The organism is Nocardioides sp. NPDC087217, assembly GCF_044744805.1.
Lineage (GTDB): Bacteria > Actinomycetota > Actinomycetes > Propionibacteriales > Nocardioidaceae > Nocardioides.
In genome coordinates this window covers 166026-182128 of the sequence record NZ_JBIUZB010000004.1, presented here as the reverse complement: position 1 = coordinate 182128, position 16103 = coordinate 166026, and the positions used below count along the sequence as shown (strand labels likewise).

Annotated in this window: 20 protein-coding genes; 4 read left to right on the top strand and 16 right to left on the bottom strand. The window is 69.0% G+C overall.

Annotated elements, in window-relative coordinates; genetic code table 11:
* Positions 1-2: 2 nt before the first annotated feature.
* From mgrA to ACIO3S_RS18915, 8 genes are all read right to left on the bottom strand, one after another.
* The gene (gene mgrA, locus ACIO3S_RS18950) at positions 3-1064 is read right to left on the bottom strand and encodes an L-glyceraldehyde 3-phosphate reductase (RefSeq protein WP_400466875.1); all 1062 of its coding nucleotides are present in this window, start codon (positions 1062-1064) and stop codon (positions 3-5) included.
* Positions 1061-1474, bottom strand: a complete 414-nt coding sequence (locus ACIO3S_RS18945; protein WP_400466872.1) for a DoxX family protein — start codon at positions 1472-1474, stop codon at positions 1061-1063. Before ACIO3S_RS18945 ends, mgrA begins: the two co-directional genes overlap by 4 nt.
* 42 nt (positions 1475-1516) lie before the next feature.
* Positions 1517-2761: a type II toxin-antitoxin system HipA family toxin gene (locus ACIO3S_RS18940; protein ID WP_400466869.1), complete on the bottom strand. Its 1245-nt coding sequence runs from the start codon at positions 2759-2761 to the stop codon at positions 1517-1519.
* The gene (locus tag ACIO3S_RS18935; protein ID WP_160026734.1) at positions 2745-2987 is read right to left on the bottom strand and encodes a helix-turn-helix domain-containing protein; all 243 of its coding nucleotides are present in this window, start codon (positions 2985-2987) and stop codon (positions 2745-2747) included. The genes ACIO3S_RS18940 and ACIO3S_RS18935 overlap by 17 nt, the downstream gene beginning before the upstream one ends.
* A 149-nt stretch (positions 2988-3136) precedes the next feature.
* The gene (locus ACIO3S_RS18930) at positions 3137-4126 is read right to left on the bottom strand and encodes a hypothetical protein (RefSeq protein WP_400466866.1); all 990 of its coding nucleotides are present in this window, start codon (positions 4124-4126) and stop codon (positions 3137-3139) included.
* A 70-nt stretch (positions 4127-4196) separates the two neighbouring features.
* Positions 4197-5219: a 4-hydroxy-2-oxovalerate aldolase gene (gene dmpG / locus ACIO3S_RS18925; RefSeq protein ID WP_400466863.1), complete on the bottom strand. Its 1023-nt coding sequence runs from the start codon at positions 5217-5219 to the stop codon at positions 4197-4199.
* A complete protein-coding gene (locus tag ACIO3S_RS18920; RefSeq protein WP_400467542.1) occupies positions 5216-6190 on the bottom strand; it encodes an acetaldehyde dehydrogenase (acetylating) in 975 nt (324 codons plus the stop codon). Before ACIO3S_RS18920 ends, dmpG begins: the two co-directional genes overlap by 4 nt.
* Before the next feature lie 5 nt (positions 6191-6195).
* Positions 6196-6999, bottom strand: a complete 804-nt coding sequence (locus tag ACIO3S_RS18915) for a 2-keto-4-pentenoate hydratase (protein WP_400466860.1) — start codon at positions 6997-6999, stop codon at positions 6196-6198.
* Between the two features lie 69 nt (positions 7000-7068).
* Between ACIO3S_RS18915 and ACIO3S_RS18910 the strand changes: the two genes are divergently transcribed.
* Positions 7069-7839, top strand: coding sequence for an IclR family transcriptional regulator (locus ACIO3S_RS18910; protein ID WP_400466858.1), 771 nt, complete (start codon positions 7069-7071; stop codon positions 7837-7839).
* Between the two features lie 6 nt (positions 7840-7845).
* Here ACIO3S_RS18910 and ACIO3S_RS18905 read toward each other — a convergent pair whose 3' ends face one another.
* The 6 genes from ACIO3S_RS18905 to ACIO3S_RS18880 form a co-directional block, all read right to left on the bottom strand.
* Complete coding sequence (locus ACIO3S_RS18905; RefSeq protein ID WP_400466855.1) at positions 7846-8124, bottom strand: hypothetical protein; 279 nt, start codon at positions 8122-8124, stop codon at positions 7846-7848.
* Complete coding sequence (locus ACIO3S_RS18900; protein ID WP_400466852.1) at positions 8121-8654, bottom strand: GNAT family N-acetyltransferase; 534 nt, start codon at positions 8652-8654, stop codon at positions 8121-8123. Before ACIO3S_RS18900 ends, ACIO3S_RS18905 begins: the two co-directional genes overlap by 4 nt.
* A 60-nt stretch (positions 8655-8714) precedes the next feature.
* Complete coding sequence (locus ACIO3S_RS18895; RefSeq protein WP_400466849.1) at positions 8715-9791, bottom strand: PDR/VanB family oxidoreductase; 1077 nt, start codon at positions 9789-9791, stop codon at positions 8715-8717.
* Entirely contained in the window at positions 9788-10732 is a 945-nt protein-coding gene (locus ACIO3S_RS18890) for a metal-dependent hydrolase (protein WP_400466846.1), read from the bottom strand. Before ACIO3S_RS18890 ends, ACIO3S_RS18895 begins: the two co-directional genes overlap by 4 nt.
* Positions 10729-11568 (bottom strand): alpha/beta fold hydrolase, encoded by an 840-nt coding sequence (locus ACIO3S_RS18885; RefSeq protein WP_350842025.1) that lies wholly within the window; start codon positions 11566-11568, stop codon positions 10729-10731. The genes ACIO3S_RS18890 and ACIO3S_RS18885 overlap by 4 nt, the downstream gene beginning before the upstream one ends.
* A 144-nt stretch (positions 11569-11712) precedes the next feature.
* Entirely contained in the window at positions 11713-13155 is a 1443-nt protein-coding gene (locus tag ACIO3S_RS18880; RefSeq protein ID WP_160026723.1) for an NAD(P)/FAD-dependent oxidoreductase, read from the bottom strand.
* Between the two features lie 319 nt (positions 13156-13474).
* On the opposite strand from ACIO3S_RS18880, the gene ACIO3S_RS18875 reads away from it, so the two are divergent.
* The 3 genes from ACIO3S_RS18875 to crcB are packed head-to-tail and all read left to right on the top strand — an operon-like array spanning position 13475 to position 15288.
* Complete coding sequence (locus tag ACIO3S_RS18875; protein WP_400466841.1) at positions 13475-14416, top strand: ATP-binding protein; 942 nt, start codon at positions 13475-13477, stop codon at positions 14414-14416.
* Positions 14417-14434: 18 nt separating this feature from the next.
* A complete protein-coding gene (locus ACIO3S_RS18870) occupies positions 14435-14923 on the top strand; it encodes a fluoride efflux transporter FluC (protein WP_400466838.1) in 489 nt (162 codons plus the stop codon).
* Positions 14920-15288, top strand: a complete 369-nt coding sequence (gene crcB / locus ACIO3S_RS18865; protein ID WP_350842019.1) for a fluoride efflux transporter CrcB — start codon at positions 14920-14922, stop codon at positions 15286-15288. The genes ACIO3S_RS18870 and crcB overlap by 4 nt, the downstream gene beginning before the upstream one ends.
* Here the strand turns inward: crcB and ACIO3S_RS18860 are convergent.
* Positions 15285-15650 carry a metallopeptidase family protein gene (locus ACIO3S_RS18860; protein WP_400466834.1) on the bottom strand — a complete coding sequence of 122 codons (366 nt, stop codon included), beginning with the start codon at positions 15648-15650 and terminating at the stop codon, positions 15285-15287. The two genes, crcB and ACIO3S_RS18860, sit on opposite strands and share 4 nt — an antisense overlap.
* Positions 15651-15671: 21 nt before the next feature.
* Positions 15672-16004 (bottom strand): WhiB family transcriptional regulator, encoded by a 333-nt coding sequence (locus tag ACIO3S_RS18855; protein WP_400466831.1) that lies wholly within the window; start codon positions 16002-16004, stop codon positions 15672-15674.
* Between the last annotated feature and the right edge of the window lie 99 nt (positions 16005-16103).

Sequence of the window (16103 nt, the reverse complement as noted above, 5' to 3'; positions counted from 1 at the left end):
GGTCAGTTGAAGATCTCCCGGTAGTCGCCCTCGACCCGGTCGCGCTTCCACAGGTCGATCCCGGTGGAGGCGGCGTACTCGTCGATCCTGGCCAGCTCCTCGGTCGTGAGCTCGGGGCCGGCGAGCGCGCCGATGCAGTCGGTGACCTGCTCCGGACGGGAGGCGCCGATGACGACCGAGGTCATCCGCGGATCACGCAGCGCCCAGGCGAGCGCCATCTGAGCGAGCGTCTGGCCACGGTCGACGGCGAGGGCGTTGAGCGACTCGATGCCGGCGAGCGTCTCGGGCGTGAGTGCCTCCGGGGTCAGGAAGCGGGCCTTGGCAGCGCGCGAGTCCTCCGGGATGCCGCCACCACCGAGGTACTTGTTCGTCAGCAGACCCTGCGCCAGCGGCGAGAAGGAGATCGCTCCGGCCCCGACCTCGTCGAGCGTGTCCAGCAGGCCGTCGGTCTCGAGCCAGCGGTTGAGGATCGAGTAGGACGGCTGGTGGATCAGCAGCGGCGTACCGAGGTCGCGCAGGATCGCCGCCGCCTCCCGGGTCAGCGCCGAGGAGTAGGAGCTCAGCCCGACGTAGAGCGCCTTCCCGGACCGTACGATCTGGTCGAGGGCGCCCATCGTCTCCTCCAGCGGCGTGCTGGGGTCAGGACGGTGGTGGTAGTAGATGTCGACGTAGTCGAGCCCCATCCGCTTCAGCGACTGGTCGAGGCTGGAGATCAGGTACTTCCGCGAGCCGCCGATCTTGCCGTACGGCCCCGGCCACATGTCCCAGCCGGCCTTGGTCGAGATCACCAGCTCGTCGCGCAGGTGGGCGAAGTCGCCACGCAGGTGACGCCCGAAGTTCTCCTCGGCGGACCCGTAGGGCGGGCCGTAGTTGTTGGCCAGGTCGAAATGGGTGATCCCCGCGTCGAAGGCCGTACGCAGGATCGCCCGTTGCCGCTCGAACGCCAGGTCGTCACCGAAGTTGTGCCACAGCCCGAGGCTGACCGCCGGCAGATCCAGGCCACTGTTGCCGGTCCGCCGATATTGCATCGCGTCGTAGCGCGACTCCGAAGGAACGTACGTCATGCGCCGGTCCCCTTTCCGGCGCGCAGCGCCACCTTGATCATCGGCCACTGCAGCGGCAGCCGCGCGACCGTACCGGCGAAGAACCCGGCCGATTTGGGCGTCCGCTTCCGGTTCGCCCGCTTCCCCGCGTCGACACTCATCTGCACGTTGGCCGGGAACACACCCACCAGCAGCGCGGCACTCGCTAGCCCCGCGATCCGACGGGTCTTCGGGTGCAGCAGCCCCAACCCGCAGACGATCTCCGCGACACCGGAGACCTCGACCACCTTGCGCGCATCCGGCAGCGCCGCCGGCACGATCGGCTCGAACACCTGCGGCCTCACCAGATGCAGGGTCCCCGACCCGAGGAACAGTGCGGCCAACCCGGCCAGCGGCAGATCGAGCCGCGAAGAAGAAGATTCAGTGCTCACGGGACGACTCTGTCACGCTCGCCTAACGTGGGAGCCGGGGAGTCACCCGGTGACCTCAGGACTCCCGGGTCGTCCGACCGCCCTTCCTGCCCGCAGGTTCTCGGTGAAGGTGGCGATGTCCTCTTGGACGGCGGGGTGGGCACCGGGCAACGGGCTCTCCTTCGCGACCACCTCGGCGATCTCGGACAGGCAGTCGTCCACGACTCGCTCGGCACGACGTACGCCCCATTTCGCGATCTCGGCCTTGATGTCCGAGGCGGTGAGGCCGGCGTGGCGGTAGTTCCCGTTCACGGCCAGCGCCATCTTCCCGTCGATCCCCGAAAGGTGAGATTGCGGAACGACGTCGTACGCCGGCGCGAGCCGAGGTTCGTCATCGAGCGGGTGAAGGATGCCGAGGTTCTTGGCATGCATGTCGAGATTGCCGATCGCGACCGCGAGAACGACCATCCGCGCCAGGCTGACCAAGTCGGAGGATCGAGTGGTCCGCTGCAGGGTGTCGGCGACCCGTCGCAGGCTCACAAGGCCGCCGTACTCCTGATACTTCTGGTCGCCCGAGGCACCGAGCGCCTGGCTGAAGTCCTCCTGATGGACCCGTGTTCCCGCGGCGCGGTCGAAGCGCTCGATGACAAGTGCCGACAGACCGTCGAAGTCGTCGATCCACGCACTGTGCTCGGCGAGGCCCAGTGCCCGCGAGACTCGGGCACCGTACTCCTCATCGAAGACCACGCTCGGACGTCGCTCCAGCATCGGCTTGATGATGTGGGTGGTCGGGTAGCCACCCAGCGATTGCGCCCATCCGGCACCGTCGCGCACGAGAACCACCTTCGGCTGCACACCTGCCAACGAGGACTTGCCGAGCAACGACTCGTTGGCGAGTGGTGACCCCACCGGGTCCTCGAGCAGACGCCTGATCTGCGCGTGGTCGACCGGCCGACGCGACGGCGTCTTCGGCTCGGTCGGGTCGTCGAGATCCCAGATCTGCAGCGCACCGGCGACGTCCCGTCCATAGCGGGCAAGGAATCCGAGCGTGTCCCCGCGTCGCAATCCAGCCTGCCGCAGCATGTAGTCGTACTGGTCCCCCTCCGGGAGCAGTTCGCTGAACCAGTTGCGGCGTCGAGCGGCCTGGTGCTTGCGCGAGATGCCGACCAGCGGTGCAACGACCGACAGGATCAGACTGTTGGCGCCGAAGCGGTCGATCCCTTCGGCGCCCGGGACGAAGTCGTACGTCGCAGGCTGACCGTTGAGGTCGCCAACGATGGTTCCGTAGAGCTCAACGGCGAGGCGCATCTGCCTCGTCCTCCCAGGTCGCGGTGAGCTCGACCCCGGTGGCCTGCATCAGATCCAGAAGGCGGCGCATGAAGATCGTCGACTTCCCTGCCTCGATCTCACTGATGGTGCTCTGTGGGACATCGACCTCACCGGCAAGATCGGCTTGGGTCATTCCACGCGCCAACCGAGCCTGCTGAAGAGCAAGCCCGAAGTCGGCCGGTACCCGCAGGCTCGTACTGGTCACACCGGTCTCCTATCGTGAAATCGCGATAGCACTACTGTATCGCGATTTCACGATACTGATGGCTTATCGTGAAATCGCGATACCTACGCCGCCGATGACACGAACCTGGGGAGCGCCAGGCGCACCACACGCGCCTGGCGCTCCCCGGGTCAAGCCGCTTTCATTCGACAGTCGTCGCCGCACGCCCTCATCGCGCCCGTCCAGCCGTTGCGTCTGAGGATCCTGGCGATCCGGGTTGCCGTCTGGCACGTGGTGTCGAAGACCTGGTGGAAGCGGAGGCAGGCGGTGAGCGTTCCGGCGGCGGCGAGGTCGTCGAGCGCGCGGTCGGCGTCACGGGACTGGTCACGCCAGGAGTCGTGGCCAACGGCGCCGTCGAGCTCGACGACGAGGCGGTACGCCGCGTACTCGACGTCGCGGAACTGGTTCCCTGCCGGGCCGGATCGGGGTGCCTGGCGCGTCCCGACAGGCAGCCCATGGGCTCGCTCGACGTTGGTGAGATAGCCGTGCTCGAGCACGGAGTGGGTACCCGACTCGAGGTCATCGACCAGGCCGGCAAGGAGCGCGCGGCGGCGGATCGACGGGTAGCGGTCGAGGGCGGCGCGCAGGGAGTCCGCGGTGACGTACGGCCTGCTCGCCACGTCTGCGAGCCGGGCGATCGCGTCGATGTCCTTGGTGGCCTCAGACGCCATCGCCAGCGCGTTGTCCTCGACACTGAGCCGGGGCGGCGTACCGCCGTAGGCGCGCAGCTCCAGTCTCTTCATCCGGTGGATGACGATGCCGTCCTGCGGCCGGATTCGGCGGTTGTGGTCGATGGCGACGTGGATCGGGGCGCCGTCGTCGCGGCCCCTCGGTTCCTCGACGCTGGTCCAGCACAGGTAGGCGGGCTCGGCGTAGAAGACAGCGGCCCAGGCGCGCTGGGACCACGTCATCGGACCGGCGTGATCGACGTAGATCCGCGGGTAGACGCGGCGGAGCTCCTTGCGGCGCAGCCTCCGCTCGATGTCGGTCTTCGTCACCCCGCCGGCAGTCAGCTGGGCGTGGCTCGCGACACCGTCCTGCATGAGCAGGTGGGCGCGCAGCAGCCGAGCAGCGTCCTCGCGCCGCTCTCGCGCCCTCCGCTCATCCGGTGCTTCGATCACGGAGCGACGGTAACCCGGGGAGCGCCAGACGCACCACGTACGCCTGACGCTCCCCAGGTCCTCGGCGCACTCAGTTCGCGTCGGCGCGTTCCTCGAGCTTCGTGAGGCAGATGTCGACGATCATGTCCTCCTGGCCGCCCACCAGACCCCGGCGGCCGCACTCCATGAGGATGTCGCGGGTGTCGACGCCGTAGCGGGCGCTCGCGTTCTCGGCGTGGCGGAGGAAGGAGGAGTAGACGCCGGCGTAGCCCATGGTGAGGGTCTCGCGGTCGACGCGTACGGGGCGGTCCTGGAGCGGGCGGACGATGTCGTCGGCGGCGTCCTGGAGCTTGAACAGGTCGCAGTTGTGCTTGAAGTCCGACAGGTTGGCGACCGCGATGAACGCCTCGATCGGGCAGTTGCCGGCGCCGGCGCCGTGGCCGGCGAGGGAGGCGTCGACGCGGTAGACGCCGTTCTCGACCGCGACGACCGAGTTGGCCACCGACAGCGAGAGGTTCTCGTGGGCGTGGATGCCGATCTCGGTCTCGTCATCGAGCACGGACCGGTAGGCGCGGACCCGGTCGCGTACGTCGTTCATCGTCAGCCGGCCGCCGGAGTCGGTGACATAGACACAGTGCGCGCCGTAGGACTCCATCAGCTTCGCCTGCTCGGCGAGCTGCTCGGGCGGGGCCATGTGCGAGAGCATCAGGAAGCCGGAGACGTCCATCCCCATCTCGCGGGCGGCGGCGATGTGCTGGGCCGACACGTCGGCCTCGGTGCAGTGAGTCGCGACCCGGACCGAGCGCACGCCGAGGTCATAGGCCCGCTTGAGGTCGTGGATGGTGCCGACTCCGGGGAGCAGCAGGGTGGTCAGGCGGGCGTTCTTGATGACCGAGGCCGCAGCCTCGATCCACTCCCAGTCGCTGTTGGAGCCGGGGCCGTAGTTGACCGAGCCGCCGGTCAGACCGTCGCCGTGGGCGACCTCGATGGCGTCGACGCCGGCCTCGTCGGCCGCGACGACGATCCGCTTGACGTCCTCGGGCGTGATCCGGTGGCGTACGGCGTGCATGCCGTCGCGCAGCGAGACCTCTTGGACATAGATCGGGATGCTCACTTGTCAGCCTCCTTGGCCGCTGCGATGCGCTCGGCCATCTGCAGCGCGGCCGACGTCATGATGTCGAGGTTCCCGGCATAGGCCGGGAGGTAGTGCGCGGCGCCCTCGACCTCGAGGAACACCGACACCTGATGCGTGGGCCGGGTCGTCTCACCCTCGGCCAGCAAGGTCTCGACCGGCTGATCCGACGGGATCGGGTGGACCTGGACCTTCTGCTTGAGCCGGTAGCCGGGGACGTACGCAGCGACGTCACCGACCATCTTCTCGACGGACTCGGTGATCTCCGCGGTCAGCTCCTCCAGGGAGCGAGACCCGCCCTCGACCAGCGCGAAGACGGTGTCGCGCATGATCAGCGGCGGCTCGGCCGGGTTGAGGATGATGATCGCCTTGCCGCGCTTGGCGCCGCCGACCTGGACGATCGCGCCCGAGGTGGTCTCGGTGAACTCGTCGATGTTGGCCCGGGTGCCGGGACCGGCGGAGCGGGACGAGATCGAGGCGACGATCTCACCATAGGCGACCGGCACCACCCGCGCGACCGCGGCCACGATCGGGATCGTCGCCTGCCCGCCGCAGGTCACCATGTTCACGTTCGGGGCGTCGATGTGCTCGTCGATGTTGACGGCCGGGATCACGTACGGCCCGATCGCCGCGGGGGTGAGGTCGATCAGCCGCTTCCCGTAGGGCTCCAGCGCTGCCGCGTTGGCGACGTGCGCCTTGGCCGAGGTCGCGTCGAAGACGATCTCGATGTCGTCGAACCCCGGCAGCCCGATCAGCCCTTCGACGCCGCCGGCGGTCGTCGCGAACCCGAAGCGTTCGGCGCGAGCCAGGCCGTCGGAGGACGGGTCGATCCCGACCATCGCGCCCATCTCCAGGTGCTGCGACGTACGCATCACCTTGATCATCAGATCGGTGCCGATGTTGCCCGACCCGATGATCGCCACTTTCGTCTTGGCTGTGCTTTCCGCTGGCATGAAGGTCACTTCCCTACGCTGAAGGCCACCGAGCCGAGGCCCGACACGGTGGAACGAACGGTGTTGCCCGGGGCGATCGGCCGCATCGGCCCGAGCGCGCCGGAGAGGATGAGCTGGCCCGCGCGCAGCGGTTCACCGAAGTCACGCGCGTAGCGAGCCAGCCACTGGACGGCGTTGACGGGGTCGCCCAGGCAGGCTGCCCCGGTCCCGGTCGAGACCTCCACGTCGTCGATCGACATCGACATGGTGACCTCGCGGGGCTCGAACTCGGCCAGCCGCCGCCGCTCGGCCCCGAGGACGTAGGCGCCGGCGGAGGCGTTGTCCGCGACGGTGTCGCCGAAGGCGATCTTCCAGTCGGCGATCCGGCTGCCGCAGATCTCGATCGCGGCGACGGCGTAGTCGATCGCCTCACGGACCTGGTCGTAGGAGAGGTCGCCGTCGTCCAGGTCGGCGGCGAGCACGAAGGCGATCTCGGCCTCGGCCCGCGGCTGCAGGATGGCGTCGGCGGGGAGCACGCCGCCGTCCGGGTACGCCATGTCGTCGAAGAGCACACCGAAGTCGGGGGTGTCCACGCCGATCTGCTCCTGCACCGCTTTGGAGGTGAGCCCGATCTTGCGGCCCACGATCTTCGCCCCGCCGGCGAGCCGGGTGGCGGTGAGGCGCTCCTGGATCGCGTACGCCGTCTTCAGGTCGGTCGCGCCCAGCAGGTCCCGCATCGGCGGCACGGGGGTGCCCGTCGCCGCGGCGGTCAGCAGCCGATCTGCCGCGGCATCGACGGCAGCATCGGACGGGGAGGTCACTTCGTTCATATGGCCACGGTCTCAGCAGATGGGCGAAAGAAGCGGGGTAGGCGTCCCGCTGACCGGTACGGTGATCTCATGCCGCACCAGCCTGCCGATCTCGACACCGTGCTCGGCAAGGCGGTGACCATCCTGCGGGCCTTCACGGTCGACGACCAGGTGCTCTCGCTGGCCGAGCTCGTACGCCGCACCGGACTCCCCAAGGCGACCGCCCATCGCGTCGCCGGTGACCTGGTCACCAACCGCCTCCTCGACCGCACCAACCTCGGCTACCGCCTCTCCGGCGGCCTCTTCGAGCTCGGCATGCGGGCCTCGGTCGAGCGCTCGCTCCTGGAGCTGGCGATGCCGTTCCTCCAGGACCTCTACGAGCGCACCCACGAGACCGTCCACCTGGGCGTACGCGAGGGCCACGACGTCGTCTACGTCGCCAAGATCGGCGGCCACCGCCAGGCGAAGTCACCCTCCCGGCCGGGCGGCCGGATGCCGGTCCACTGCACCGCGATCGGCAAGGTCCTGCTCGCCTACGCCGATCCCGAGGTGCAGCAGGAGATCCTCAGCAGCCCCCTCGAGCGGCGTACGCCTCACACGATCGTGGCGCCCGGCCTGCTGGAGCGGCAGCTCGCCGCCGTGCTCGAGAACGGCGTCGCCTTCGAGCGCGAGGAGTCGGCCGCGGGGCTGCAGTGCATCGCAGCCCCGGTCCTCGCCGACGGCGGCGACAAGGCGCTCGCCGCGATCAGCGTCACCGGCCCGGTCGGACGCTTCCGCCCCGAGGCCCACGTGACCATCGTCCGGGCCGCGGCCCAGGGCCTCTCCAGCCTGGCGAGTCGCCGCCGCTCCCTGTCCAGCTGAGGCAGCTCAGTCCGTGCGAGCGGGCGGCAGGTCGGCCAGCCTCGCGTCCGGATGCGCTCGAACGGCGTCGAGGAGCTCCAGCCAACCGCGGCCGACCTCGTCGAGCCGGTCCTCGGAGACGAGCCGGAAGGCAGCGGCGCGGAGCGCCTCGACACCCACCTCGGGCGTACGCCCGGTGCTGCGCAGCGCCGTCAGCACCTCCTCGACCTGCTCGGCAGGCGCAGCGGGGTCACCGGCCAGTGCCCACTCCACCTCCCCCTCGGTCGCGACCCCGTCTTCGCTCACAGCTTGACCCAGTACCGCCGGGTGAGCCCGTAGCCGTACGCAGCCGCGTCGATGACGTCCTGGAGCTCGCCGCCCTGGGACTCGATGGTGCGCGCCGAGGCGCCGTTGTCCTCGTCGCAGGTGATCAGGACACGCTCGAGGCCCAGCGCCCGGGCCTCGTCGAGCACGAGGCCCAGCGCTCGCCGGGCGTGCCCCTGGCGACGGGACGACGGCCGCACCGAGTAGCCGATGTGCCCGCCCACGTTCTCCAGGAATTCGTTGAGCTCGTGCCGCAGCTGGATGAACCCGACGACCTGGCCGTCGTCGGTGATCCAGAAGGACGAGGCATGCACCCGCCCGGCGGGCGGCGGGATCGTGAGGTTCCGGTCCCGCGCCGTCTTCGCGACCAGCCGCTCGCACGCCTCGCGGCTCACGTCGGCGGCCTCCTCGTCGGGGATGGCGGCGCCGTCGACATGAGCCCCACCGAACTCGGCGACGGACGCCGCCCAGGAGTTGTAGAGATCGAGCGAGGGAAGGGCAAGTGCTGTCATGTCGCAAGCAGACCAGCCCACAGCCCGCCGGAACAAACCCTTATCGCAGAACGACGGGGATCAGCCGTCGATCACCACGGTCCCCTTCGCACGCGAGACGCACAGGATCATGTGGCCATCGCGCTCGTAGTCGGCGAGCGCATGGTCGCGGTGCTCGACCTCGCCCTCCAGCACCCGCACCCGGCAGGTGCCGCAGAACCCCTGCTGACAGGAGTACGCCTGGGTCGGCCGCACCCGGCGGACGGCGGTCAGCGCCGACTCCTCGGCGCCGACCTCCACCTCGACGTCGGAGTCCTCGAGGCGCACCCGGAACGGGCGGCCGCCGAGCACCGGCGGCGGCGAGAACCGCTCGTAGTGCAGCGTGTCGATCTGCGGGTCGGGGATCTGCGCACGGATCGCGTCGATCATCGGCATCGGCCCGCAGCAGTAGAGAGCCGCTCCCTCCGGAGCGAGCGAGATGATCTTGGCCGCGTCCGGCGCGCCCATCTCGTCGTCGGGCCACAGCTGGATCTCGTGGTCGCCGACGATCTCCCGGATCTCGGCCAGGAACGGCATCGTCTCGCGCGAGCGGCCGGTGTAGACGAACTCGTACGGCACACCTCGGCGCACCACGTCGCGCAGCATCGGCAGGATCGGGGTGATCCCGATGCCACCGGCGACGAAGAGGTAGCCGGCGGGCGAGGCGACGAACGGGAAGGCGTTGCGCGGCCCCTTCAGGACGAGCCGGTCGCCGACGGCGAGGAAGTGCGCCTCGACAGAGCCTCCGCCTCCGCCCGCGGTCGGCTCGATCCGGCGCACGCTGATCCGGTAGGCGGAGAGGTCGTCGGGGTCGGAGTTGAGCGAGTACTGCCGCAGCCGGCCGCTGGGCAGCACCACGTCGACGTGCGCGCCCGGATCCCAGGGCGGCAGATCGGTGCCGTCCAGACGCTCGAACCAGATCGCCCTGACGTCGAGGCCCTCCTCGTCGATCCGGCTGACACGTACGTGCAGGTCGCGGTCGATCCTGCCGAGCGGCTTGCGGCGCCGCCAGGATCGGTAGGCGGCCTTGGTCCAGTAGCCCCCGACGATCGCCTCGAAGCCCCGGTAGAGCCGCGAGTCGGGGATGTCCGGGACCGTGTAGTGCGCCGGCTTGGTCACCGCGCCGTCTCCTGTGCCGTCTCCTGTGACTCTGCGATGGCGTCGGCCCGCAGCGCCGCCGGAGACTTGGCCAGGTAGCTCACCGCCTGGGCGGTCGAGCCCTCCTTGGACGGGTCGTAGTTGGGCAGGAAGAACTTCCAGGTCGCCCACCCGATGCGTACGACACCCGGCACCAGCCCGCGACGCTCGGCGTCGATCAGCTTGAGCAGCCCCGCCTTCGGCCGCTTCGCCGGATCGGGCTCGGTGGGGTCGTTCTTCATCAGGTAGCCGGCGCCTCGCCACCACAGGACGAGCAGGGCGGTGCCGCCGAGCAGGTAGGAGCGGATCCGACGGGAGTAGCGCCCATCGACGTGCTGGAAGACGTCGTAGGCCACGTTGCGGTGCTCGACCTCCTCCGCGCCGTGCCAGCGCAGCAGGTCGAGCATCGTCTCGTCGGCGCCGATCTCGTCGAGCGCGGGCGAGTTGAGCACCCAGTTGCCGAGCACGGCGGTGAGGTGCTCGAGACCCGCGATGATCGCAGCGCGCTCGATCAGCCACTCCTCCTTGGCCCGGCCGGTCAGGTCGCGGTCGCCGAGGATCTTGCGGAACAGAGCCTCGATCTCGGCCGCGAACGGACGTACGTCGAGACCGTTGTCGGTGAAGTAGTCCTGCACCTCCTGGTGGGCGGCGGCGTGCACGCCCTCCTGGCCGATGAAGCCGATCACGTCCTCGCGCAGCTGGTCGTCCTCGATCAGCGGCAGGATCTCGGAGAACACCTTGACGAACCACCGCTCGCCCTCGGGCAGCAGCAGATGCAGCACGTTGACGTAGTGGGAGGCGAAGACCTCGCCCGGGATCCACACCAGCGGCAGCTTGCTCCAGTCGAACTTCACGTTCCGCGGGTGGAGGGCCACCTTGGCCGGCTCGTGCCCGCGCTTGGTCTCCTTCGTCAGCTTGCTCATCGCACACCCTCCTTCTCGATGAAGGCCGCGATCTCGCCCGCGACCAGCTCCGGATCCGCGGCCACAACCCAGTGTCCGCCGTCGATGACCTGGGTGACCAGCGATGTCGCGTACGCCCGGGGCGCCTCGGTCTGCAGCGGCACCGTCACATAGGCGTCGTCGCGAGGGGCGATCACCAGCACCGGCACCTCCGTCGACCGCGGCGTCGGACGGAGCAGCTTGCCGAGGAAGTTGGCCCGGTAGAGCTCGACCCCGTTGACTTGGTCCTTCGTCGGCCGATCCTCGCCACCGACGAACTTGGCCAGCAGCCCCGAGCGCACCATCGCCTCGGGCAGCAGCGGCAGCTGGAAGGCGAAGACGTACCAGGAGTGGGCCAGCTGCCGCAGCGAGCTCCCCAGGTGGGTCCGCTCGCGCAGCCAGGTGGTCGCCATCCCGAGGTCGGGCCCCGAGATCGAGACGTACGTCGCGATCCGGCTCCTCAGCGCCGGGTCGGTCACCGACTCCCAGGTCTGGATCGAGCCCCAGTCGTGCGCCGCGACGTGCACCGGCGCGTCGGGCGAGACGGCGTCGATGACCGCCTTGAAGTCTGCGGAGAGCTGCGCCAGGCGATAGCCGGCGGTCGAGTCCGAAACCCCGGACTCCCCCGTGCCGCGTACGTCATAGGCGACGACATGGAAGCGCTCGGCGAGCACCTTGGCGACCCCGTCCCAGACGGAGTGGTTGTCGGGGTAGCCGTGGACGAGCAGCACGGTCTCGGCATCGGCCGGCCCCTGCTCGTAGACGGCGAGCGTCAGCCCGTCAGTCGTGTCGACCAGCCGTTTGGTCACCTGGGTCACGCTTCCTCCTCCGTTCGCGGGTGTCTCACCGAACAGATTAATGAGACACCGTGTCCGCAAACAATAGCAAGCGCAGATCCGGACTCACCGAAAAGACCGGCCCGCCGCAGACGTGTCTGCGGCGGGCCGGGGAGAGAGCTGCGGCTACGAGGCGCTGTGGGAGTCGGCCAGGCGCGACTCCTCGGCGGCTTGCTCCTCGAGCTCCTTGCGGCGGCGTTCGACCTGCAGAGCAACCTCGGCAGGGTCGTCGATGAGAGCGGCCATGCCGCCTGGGACACGCTCGAGCGCCTCCCGGGCGAAGATCTGCTGCATGGTGGTGGTGCGCTCGGAGCGGTCCTTGCCGATGAACGACATCATCCAGTGCAGGGTCGCGGTGAGCCGGTTGCGGAACCCGGTCATGTAGGCCAGGTGCACCACGAGCCAGCCGAACCAGGCGAGGATGCCGGTGAGCCTGAAGTTGCCCATCATCAGGACCGCGTTGAAGCGCGAGATGGTGGCCATCGAGCCCTTGTCGAAGTACTTGAAGTCGCCGGGCTCCGGCTTGTTCTTCAGGCGGGCCTTGATCGTCTTGGCCGAGTGCTTGCCACCCTGGATCGCGACCTGCGCGACACCGGGCAGGTGGTTGAGGTTGATCATGTCGCCGACCACGAAGATCTCGGGGTGGCCCGGCAGCGTCAGGTCGGGGTTGACCGCGATCCGGCCGGCCCGGTCGAGCTCGGCGCCGGTCTGCTCCGAGAGCGTCTTGCCGAGGGGGGAGGCCTGGACACCCGCGGCCCAGATCTTGGCGATCGAGCCGATCCGCTGGGTCGTGCCGTCCTTGAACTTCATCTCGATGCCGAACTCGTCGACGTGGGTGACCATCGCGCCGAGGACGACCTCGACACCGGCCTTCTCCAGGGCCTTCTCGGCCTTGGCACCGAGCTTCTCGCCGAACGGCGGCAGCACCTGCGGCGCGGCGTCGACCAGGACCACCCGGGCCTTCTCCGACTGGATGTGAGTGAAGTCCTTCTTCAGCACCCGCCGGGAGAGCTCGGCGATCTGGCCGGCCATCTCCACACCGGTCGGGCCGGCGCCCACGACGACGAAGGTGAGCAGGTCACCGATCGGCTCGCCGCGCGAGGCGGTCAGCTCGGCGATCTCGAAGGCCCCGAAGATGCGGCCGCGCAGCTCGAGCGCGTCGTCGATCGACTTCATCCCGGGCGCGAACTCGGCGAAGTGGTCGTTGCCGAAGTAGGACTGGCCGGCACCGGCAGCGACGATCAGGGAGTCGTAGGGAACGTCGATCTCTTGGTTGAGAATGCTCGCCTTGACCGTCTTGGCCTCGGTGTCGATCTCGTTGACCTCGCCGAGCAGCACGCTGGCGTTCTTCTGCCGGTGCAGGATGTCGCGGGTCGGCGGGGCGATCTCGCCCTGCGAGAGAATTCCGGTCGCCACCTGGTAGAGCAGCGGCTGGAAGAGGTGATGGGTCGTCTTCGCGATCAAGGTCACCTCGACGTCGTCGCGGCCCTTGAACGCCTTCGCGGAGAAGAGACCCCCGAAGCCTGAACCGATGATGACGACCCGGTGCTTTGCCTGGTCCGCTGACATTGCTTATACCCTCCGCTACCTCAACACAAGAGACCGTTTGAACGTTCCACTCACTATTCTGAACCATCACACCGGTTCTGTTCATCCCGGGGCGCACGACTGCTACGTCACAGTTGCCGCCACGCCGTTGAGCATGCGTGCTCACCGCGTGTCCGTCGCCCGGCCGAAAGCATCTGACTTTAATCTGTGAGGGTCACCGGGACCTTGTGCCCTAGTGGTCCATGGCCCGGATCAGACACCTTCAAGTGCGGAAAATCCTTGCAACGAACAACACACAACGAGATCGTGTGTACGCCGACCCGCGAGATCGGAGGAGACCATGCCGTTGAGCCGGCCAGCTCTCCTGCTCCGCACCGGCTCCCGCGCCGTCCAGGACGCCCGCGTCTGGGTCCGGACGGCCTGCGAGGAGATCGACCGCACCGACCTCGTCGACTGTGCTGAGTTCGGCGTCTCCGAGCTGGTCTCCAACGCGCTCTTCCACGGCACCGCCCCGGTCACGATCCGGATGCGCGGCACCGTCGACCACCCCCGCGTCGAGATCCGGGACGGCTCGACCGAGCCGCCCCTGCTGCCGGTCCCGCTCGCGCTCGACGACGAGGACGAGGTCCTGCTGACGGTCGGTCGCGGCCTCTCGATCGTGGCCAGCGTCTCGGAGGCCTGGGGCGCCGACATCGACACGTCCGGCAAGACCGTCTGGTTCACCCCCGCGACCGAGATCGACGAGGGGGACGGTGTCGAGGGCGTGATCACCGGACCTCCCGGCGCACCCCCGAAGCCCGAGCGCCTCGGCACCGAGGCGGTCGAGGTCAGCATCCTCGGCGTACCTCTCGCCCTCTACAAGGGCTTCCAGCACCACTTCCGGGAGCTGAGACGGGAGGTACGCCTCCTCTCGCTCGCCCACGCCAACGACTACCCGCTCGCCGCCAGCCTCTCGGCCCTGTTCGGCTCGCTGGAGCGCCAGCTCCTCGACGGACTCGGCCACGGCCAGCTCTCCGGGGTGATCGGGTCCGGCTCCGGCCGCGACCGGGAAACGGCGGACCTGCACGTACGCATGCCGCGGTCCGCTGCCGAGACGATGCGCCGCTTCCTCGACATGCTCGACCTCATCGACGAGTTCTGCCGCCAGGAGCGGCTGCTCGTCCTGGCCCGCTCGCCCGAGCAGGTCTCCTTCCAGCGCTGGTTCCTGGGCGAATACCTCACCCAGGCCGCCGGCGGCCGCCCCACCAGGTGGAGCGCGGCGCAGATGACCGGCCTCCGTTAGAAGCCGTACGCTGTCGGCGTGCTGCGTGAGCATGGCGACCTGCTCGCCCCCATCGCTGCCGGCGGAGCGCTCGGTTCACTGGCTCGCTGGGGCCTCACCACCGTCCTCCCCCACGGCGGCCACTCCTGGCCGTGGGCGACCTTCCTCACGAACGTCTCCGGCTGCCTGCTGCTGGGCGCGCTGATGGCATTCGTCCTGGGCCCGTTGGCCACTGTCCCGTTCTGGGGCCGCTACCTGCGCCCGTTCCTCGGGGTCGGCGTGCTCGGCGGCTACACCACGTTCTCGACCTACGAGCTCGAGACGTACGTCCTGAGCGGGCCCGCGCCCGCACTCGCGATGCTCTACGTGCTCGCCTCGGTGGTCTCCGGGATCGGCGCCGCCTGGCTCGGACTGACGCTCGGCCGGGTGATCGTGCTCGACAGCGGCCGGAAGGTCGTGGTCGACGGCATCGACCCCGACCTCGATCCCGACCTCGATCCCGACCCTGCCCGAGGAGAGGACGGATGACCGCGCTCCTGGTCCTGGTCGGCGGTGCGATCGGGGCGCCGGCGCGCTACCTCACCGACCTCTACGTCCGGCAGTGGACCGGCGGAGACTTCCCGTGGGGAACGATGGCGGTCAACGCCGCCGGCTCGCTCGTGCTCGGCCTGCTGGCCGGGGCGGCCGCGAGCGGCGTACTTCCGGGGTGGGTGCTCACCCTGGCCGGAACGGGCTTCTGCGGGGCGCTGACGACGTTCTCGACGTTCTCCTACGAGACCGTCCGCCTGGCTGAGAACGGCCGGTGGCGTTCGGCCGCACTGAACGTCCTCGGCTCCCTCGCGGTCGGGACCGTCGCGGTCACCCTCGGCTGGGTTGCGGGCTCGGCTCTCTAGGCCCAGCCGAGCTGGTGCAGCTTCTCGTCGTCGATGCCGAAGTGGTGGGCGATCTCGTGGACGACGGTGATGCGGATCTCGGCGGCCAGGTCGACCTCGTCCACGCACATCTGCTGGAGGGGCTGGCGGAAGATGAAGATCCGGTCCGGCAGCGTGAGGCCGTAGAGGTCGTTACGGTCGGTCAGCGCCACGCCGTCGTAGAGACCGAGGGTGTCTTGGGGCTCGCCCTCGGGCGGCCACTCCTCGACGAGCACGACGAGGTTGTGCACCTGGGCGGCCAGCTCGTCCGGAATGGCGTCGAGCGCCTGGTCCACGAGTTCGTCGAAGCGCTCTGGGCTTATCTCAATCCCCACAACAGACATTCTGCCGGGTGACAGTTACCCCTACGCAACTGCTTCCGAAGTATTTTTCCGAAGGTTTGCGCGAGCCTGGCGCTCCATGTCCCGCTGATGGAGCTCTCCGTTGCGCGGGCGACCGCGGGTGCGCTTGCGAGCGACGACGATCCCCTCGTAGAAGACCTCGCCACCCCACACACCGTGCGGCTCCTGCCGGGCGATCGCACCCTGCAGACAGGAGCGCTGCAGCGGACACGTACGACACAGCTCCTTGGCACGGTCCGCGTCCGCGCTGGTCGCGGCGAACCACAGATCGCCGTCCTCGATCGCGCACGGCAGCTCGCTCCAGTGCACGCCGGTCGTCTCTCTTGCCGTCGCCACAGGCGAAACAGTCATCACAGCCCCATCCCCTCGCTGATCCCCCTCGTCAGGGATACCCACTGAAGAGGGTGGTCGGATGGCCTGTCAGTTTTCTGTCAA

Coding starts and splice junctions, on each gene's coding strand:
- mgrA (WP_400466875.1), bottom strand. CDS start 1,064: ATGACGTACGTTCCTTCGGAGTCGCGCTACGACGCGATGCAATATCGG.
- ACIO3S_RS18940 (WP_400466869.1), bottom strand. CDS start 2,761: ATGCGCCTCGCCGTTGAGCTCTACGGAACCATCGTTGGCGACCTCAAC.
- ACIO3S_RS18920 (WP_400467542.1), bottom strand. CDS start 6,190: ATGCCAGCGGAAAGCACAGCCAAGACGAAAGTGGCGATCATCGGGTCG.
- ACIO3S_RS18915 (WP_400466860.1), bottom strand. CDS start 6,999: ATGAACGAAGTGACCTCCCCGTCCGATGCTGCCGTCGATGCCGCGGCA.
- ACIO3S_RS18910 (WP_400466858.1), top strand. CDS start 7,069: ATGCCGCACCAGCCTGCCGATCTCGACACCGTGCTCGGCAAGGCGGTG.
- ACIO3S_RS18900 (WP_400466852.1), bottom strand. CDS start 8,654: ATGACAGCACTTGCCCTTCCCTCGCTCGATCTCTACAACTCCTGGGCG.
- ACIO3S_RS18890 (WP_400466846.1), bottom strand. CDS start 10,732: ATGAGCAAGCTGACGAAGGAGACCAAGCGCGGGCACGAGCCGGCCAAG.
- ACIO3S_RS18880 (WP_160026723.1), bottom strand. CDS start 13,155: ATGTCAGCGGACCAGGCAAAGCACCGGGTCGTCATCATCGGTTCAGGC.
- ACIO3S_RS18875 (WP_400466841.1), top strand. CDS start 13,475: ATGCCGTTGAGCCGGCCAGCTCTCCTGCTCCGCACCGGCTCCCGCGCC.
- crcB (WP_350842019.1), top strand. CDS start 14,920: ATGACCGCGCTCCTGGTCCTGGTCGGCGGTGCGATCGGGGCGCCGGCG.
- ACIO3S_RS18860 (WP_400466834.1), bottom strand. CDS start 15,650: ATGTCTGTTGTGGGGATTGAGATAAGCCCAGAGCGCTTCGACGAACTC.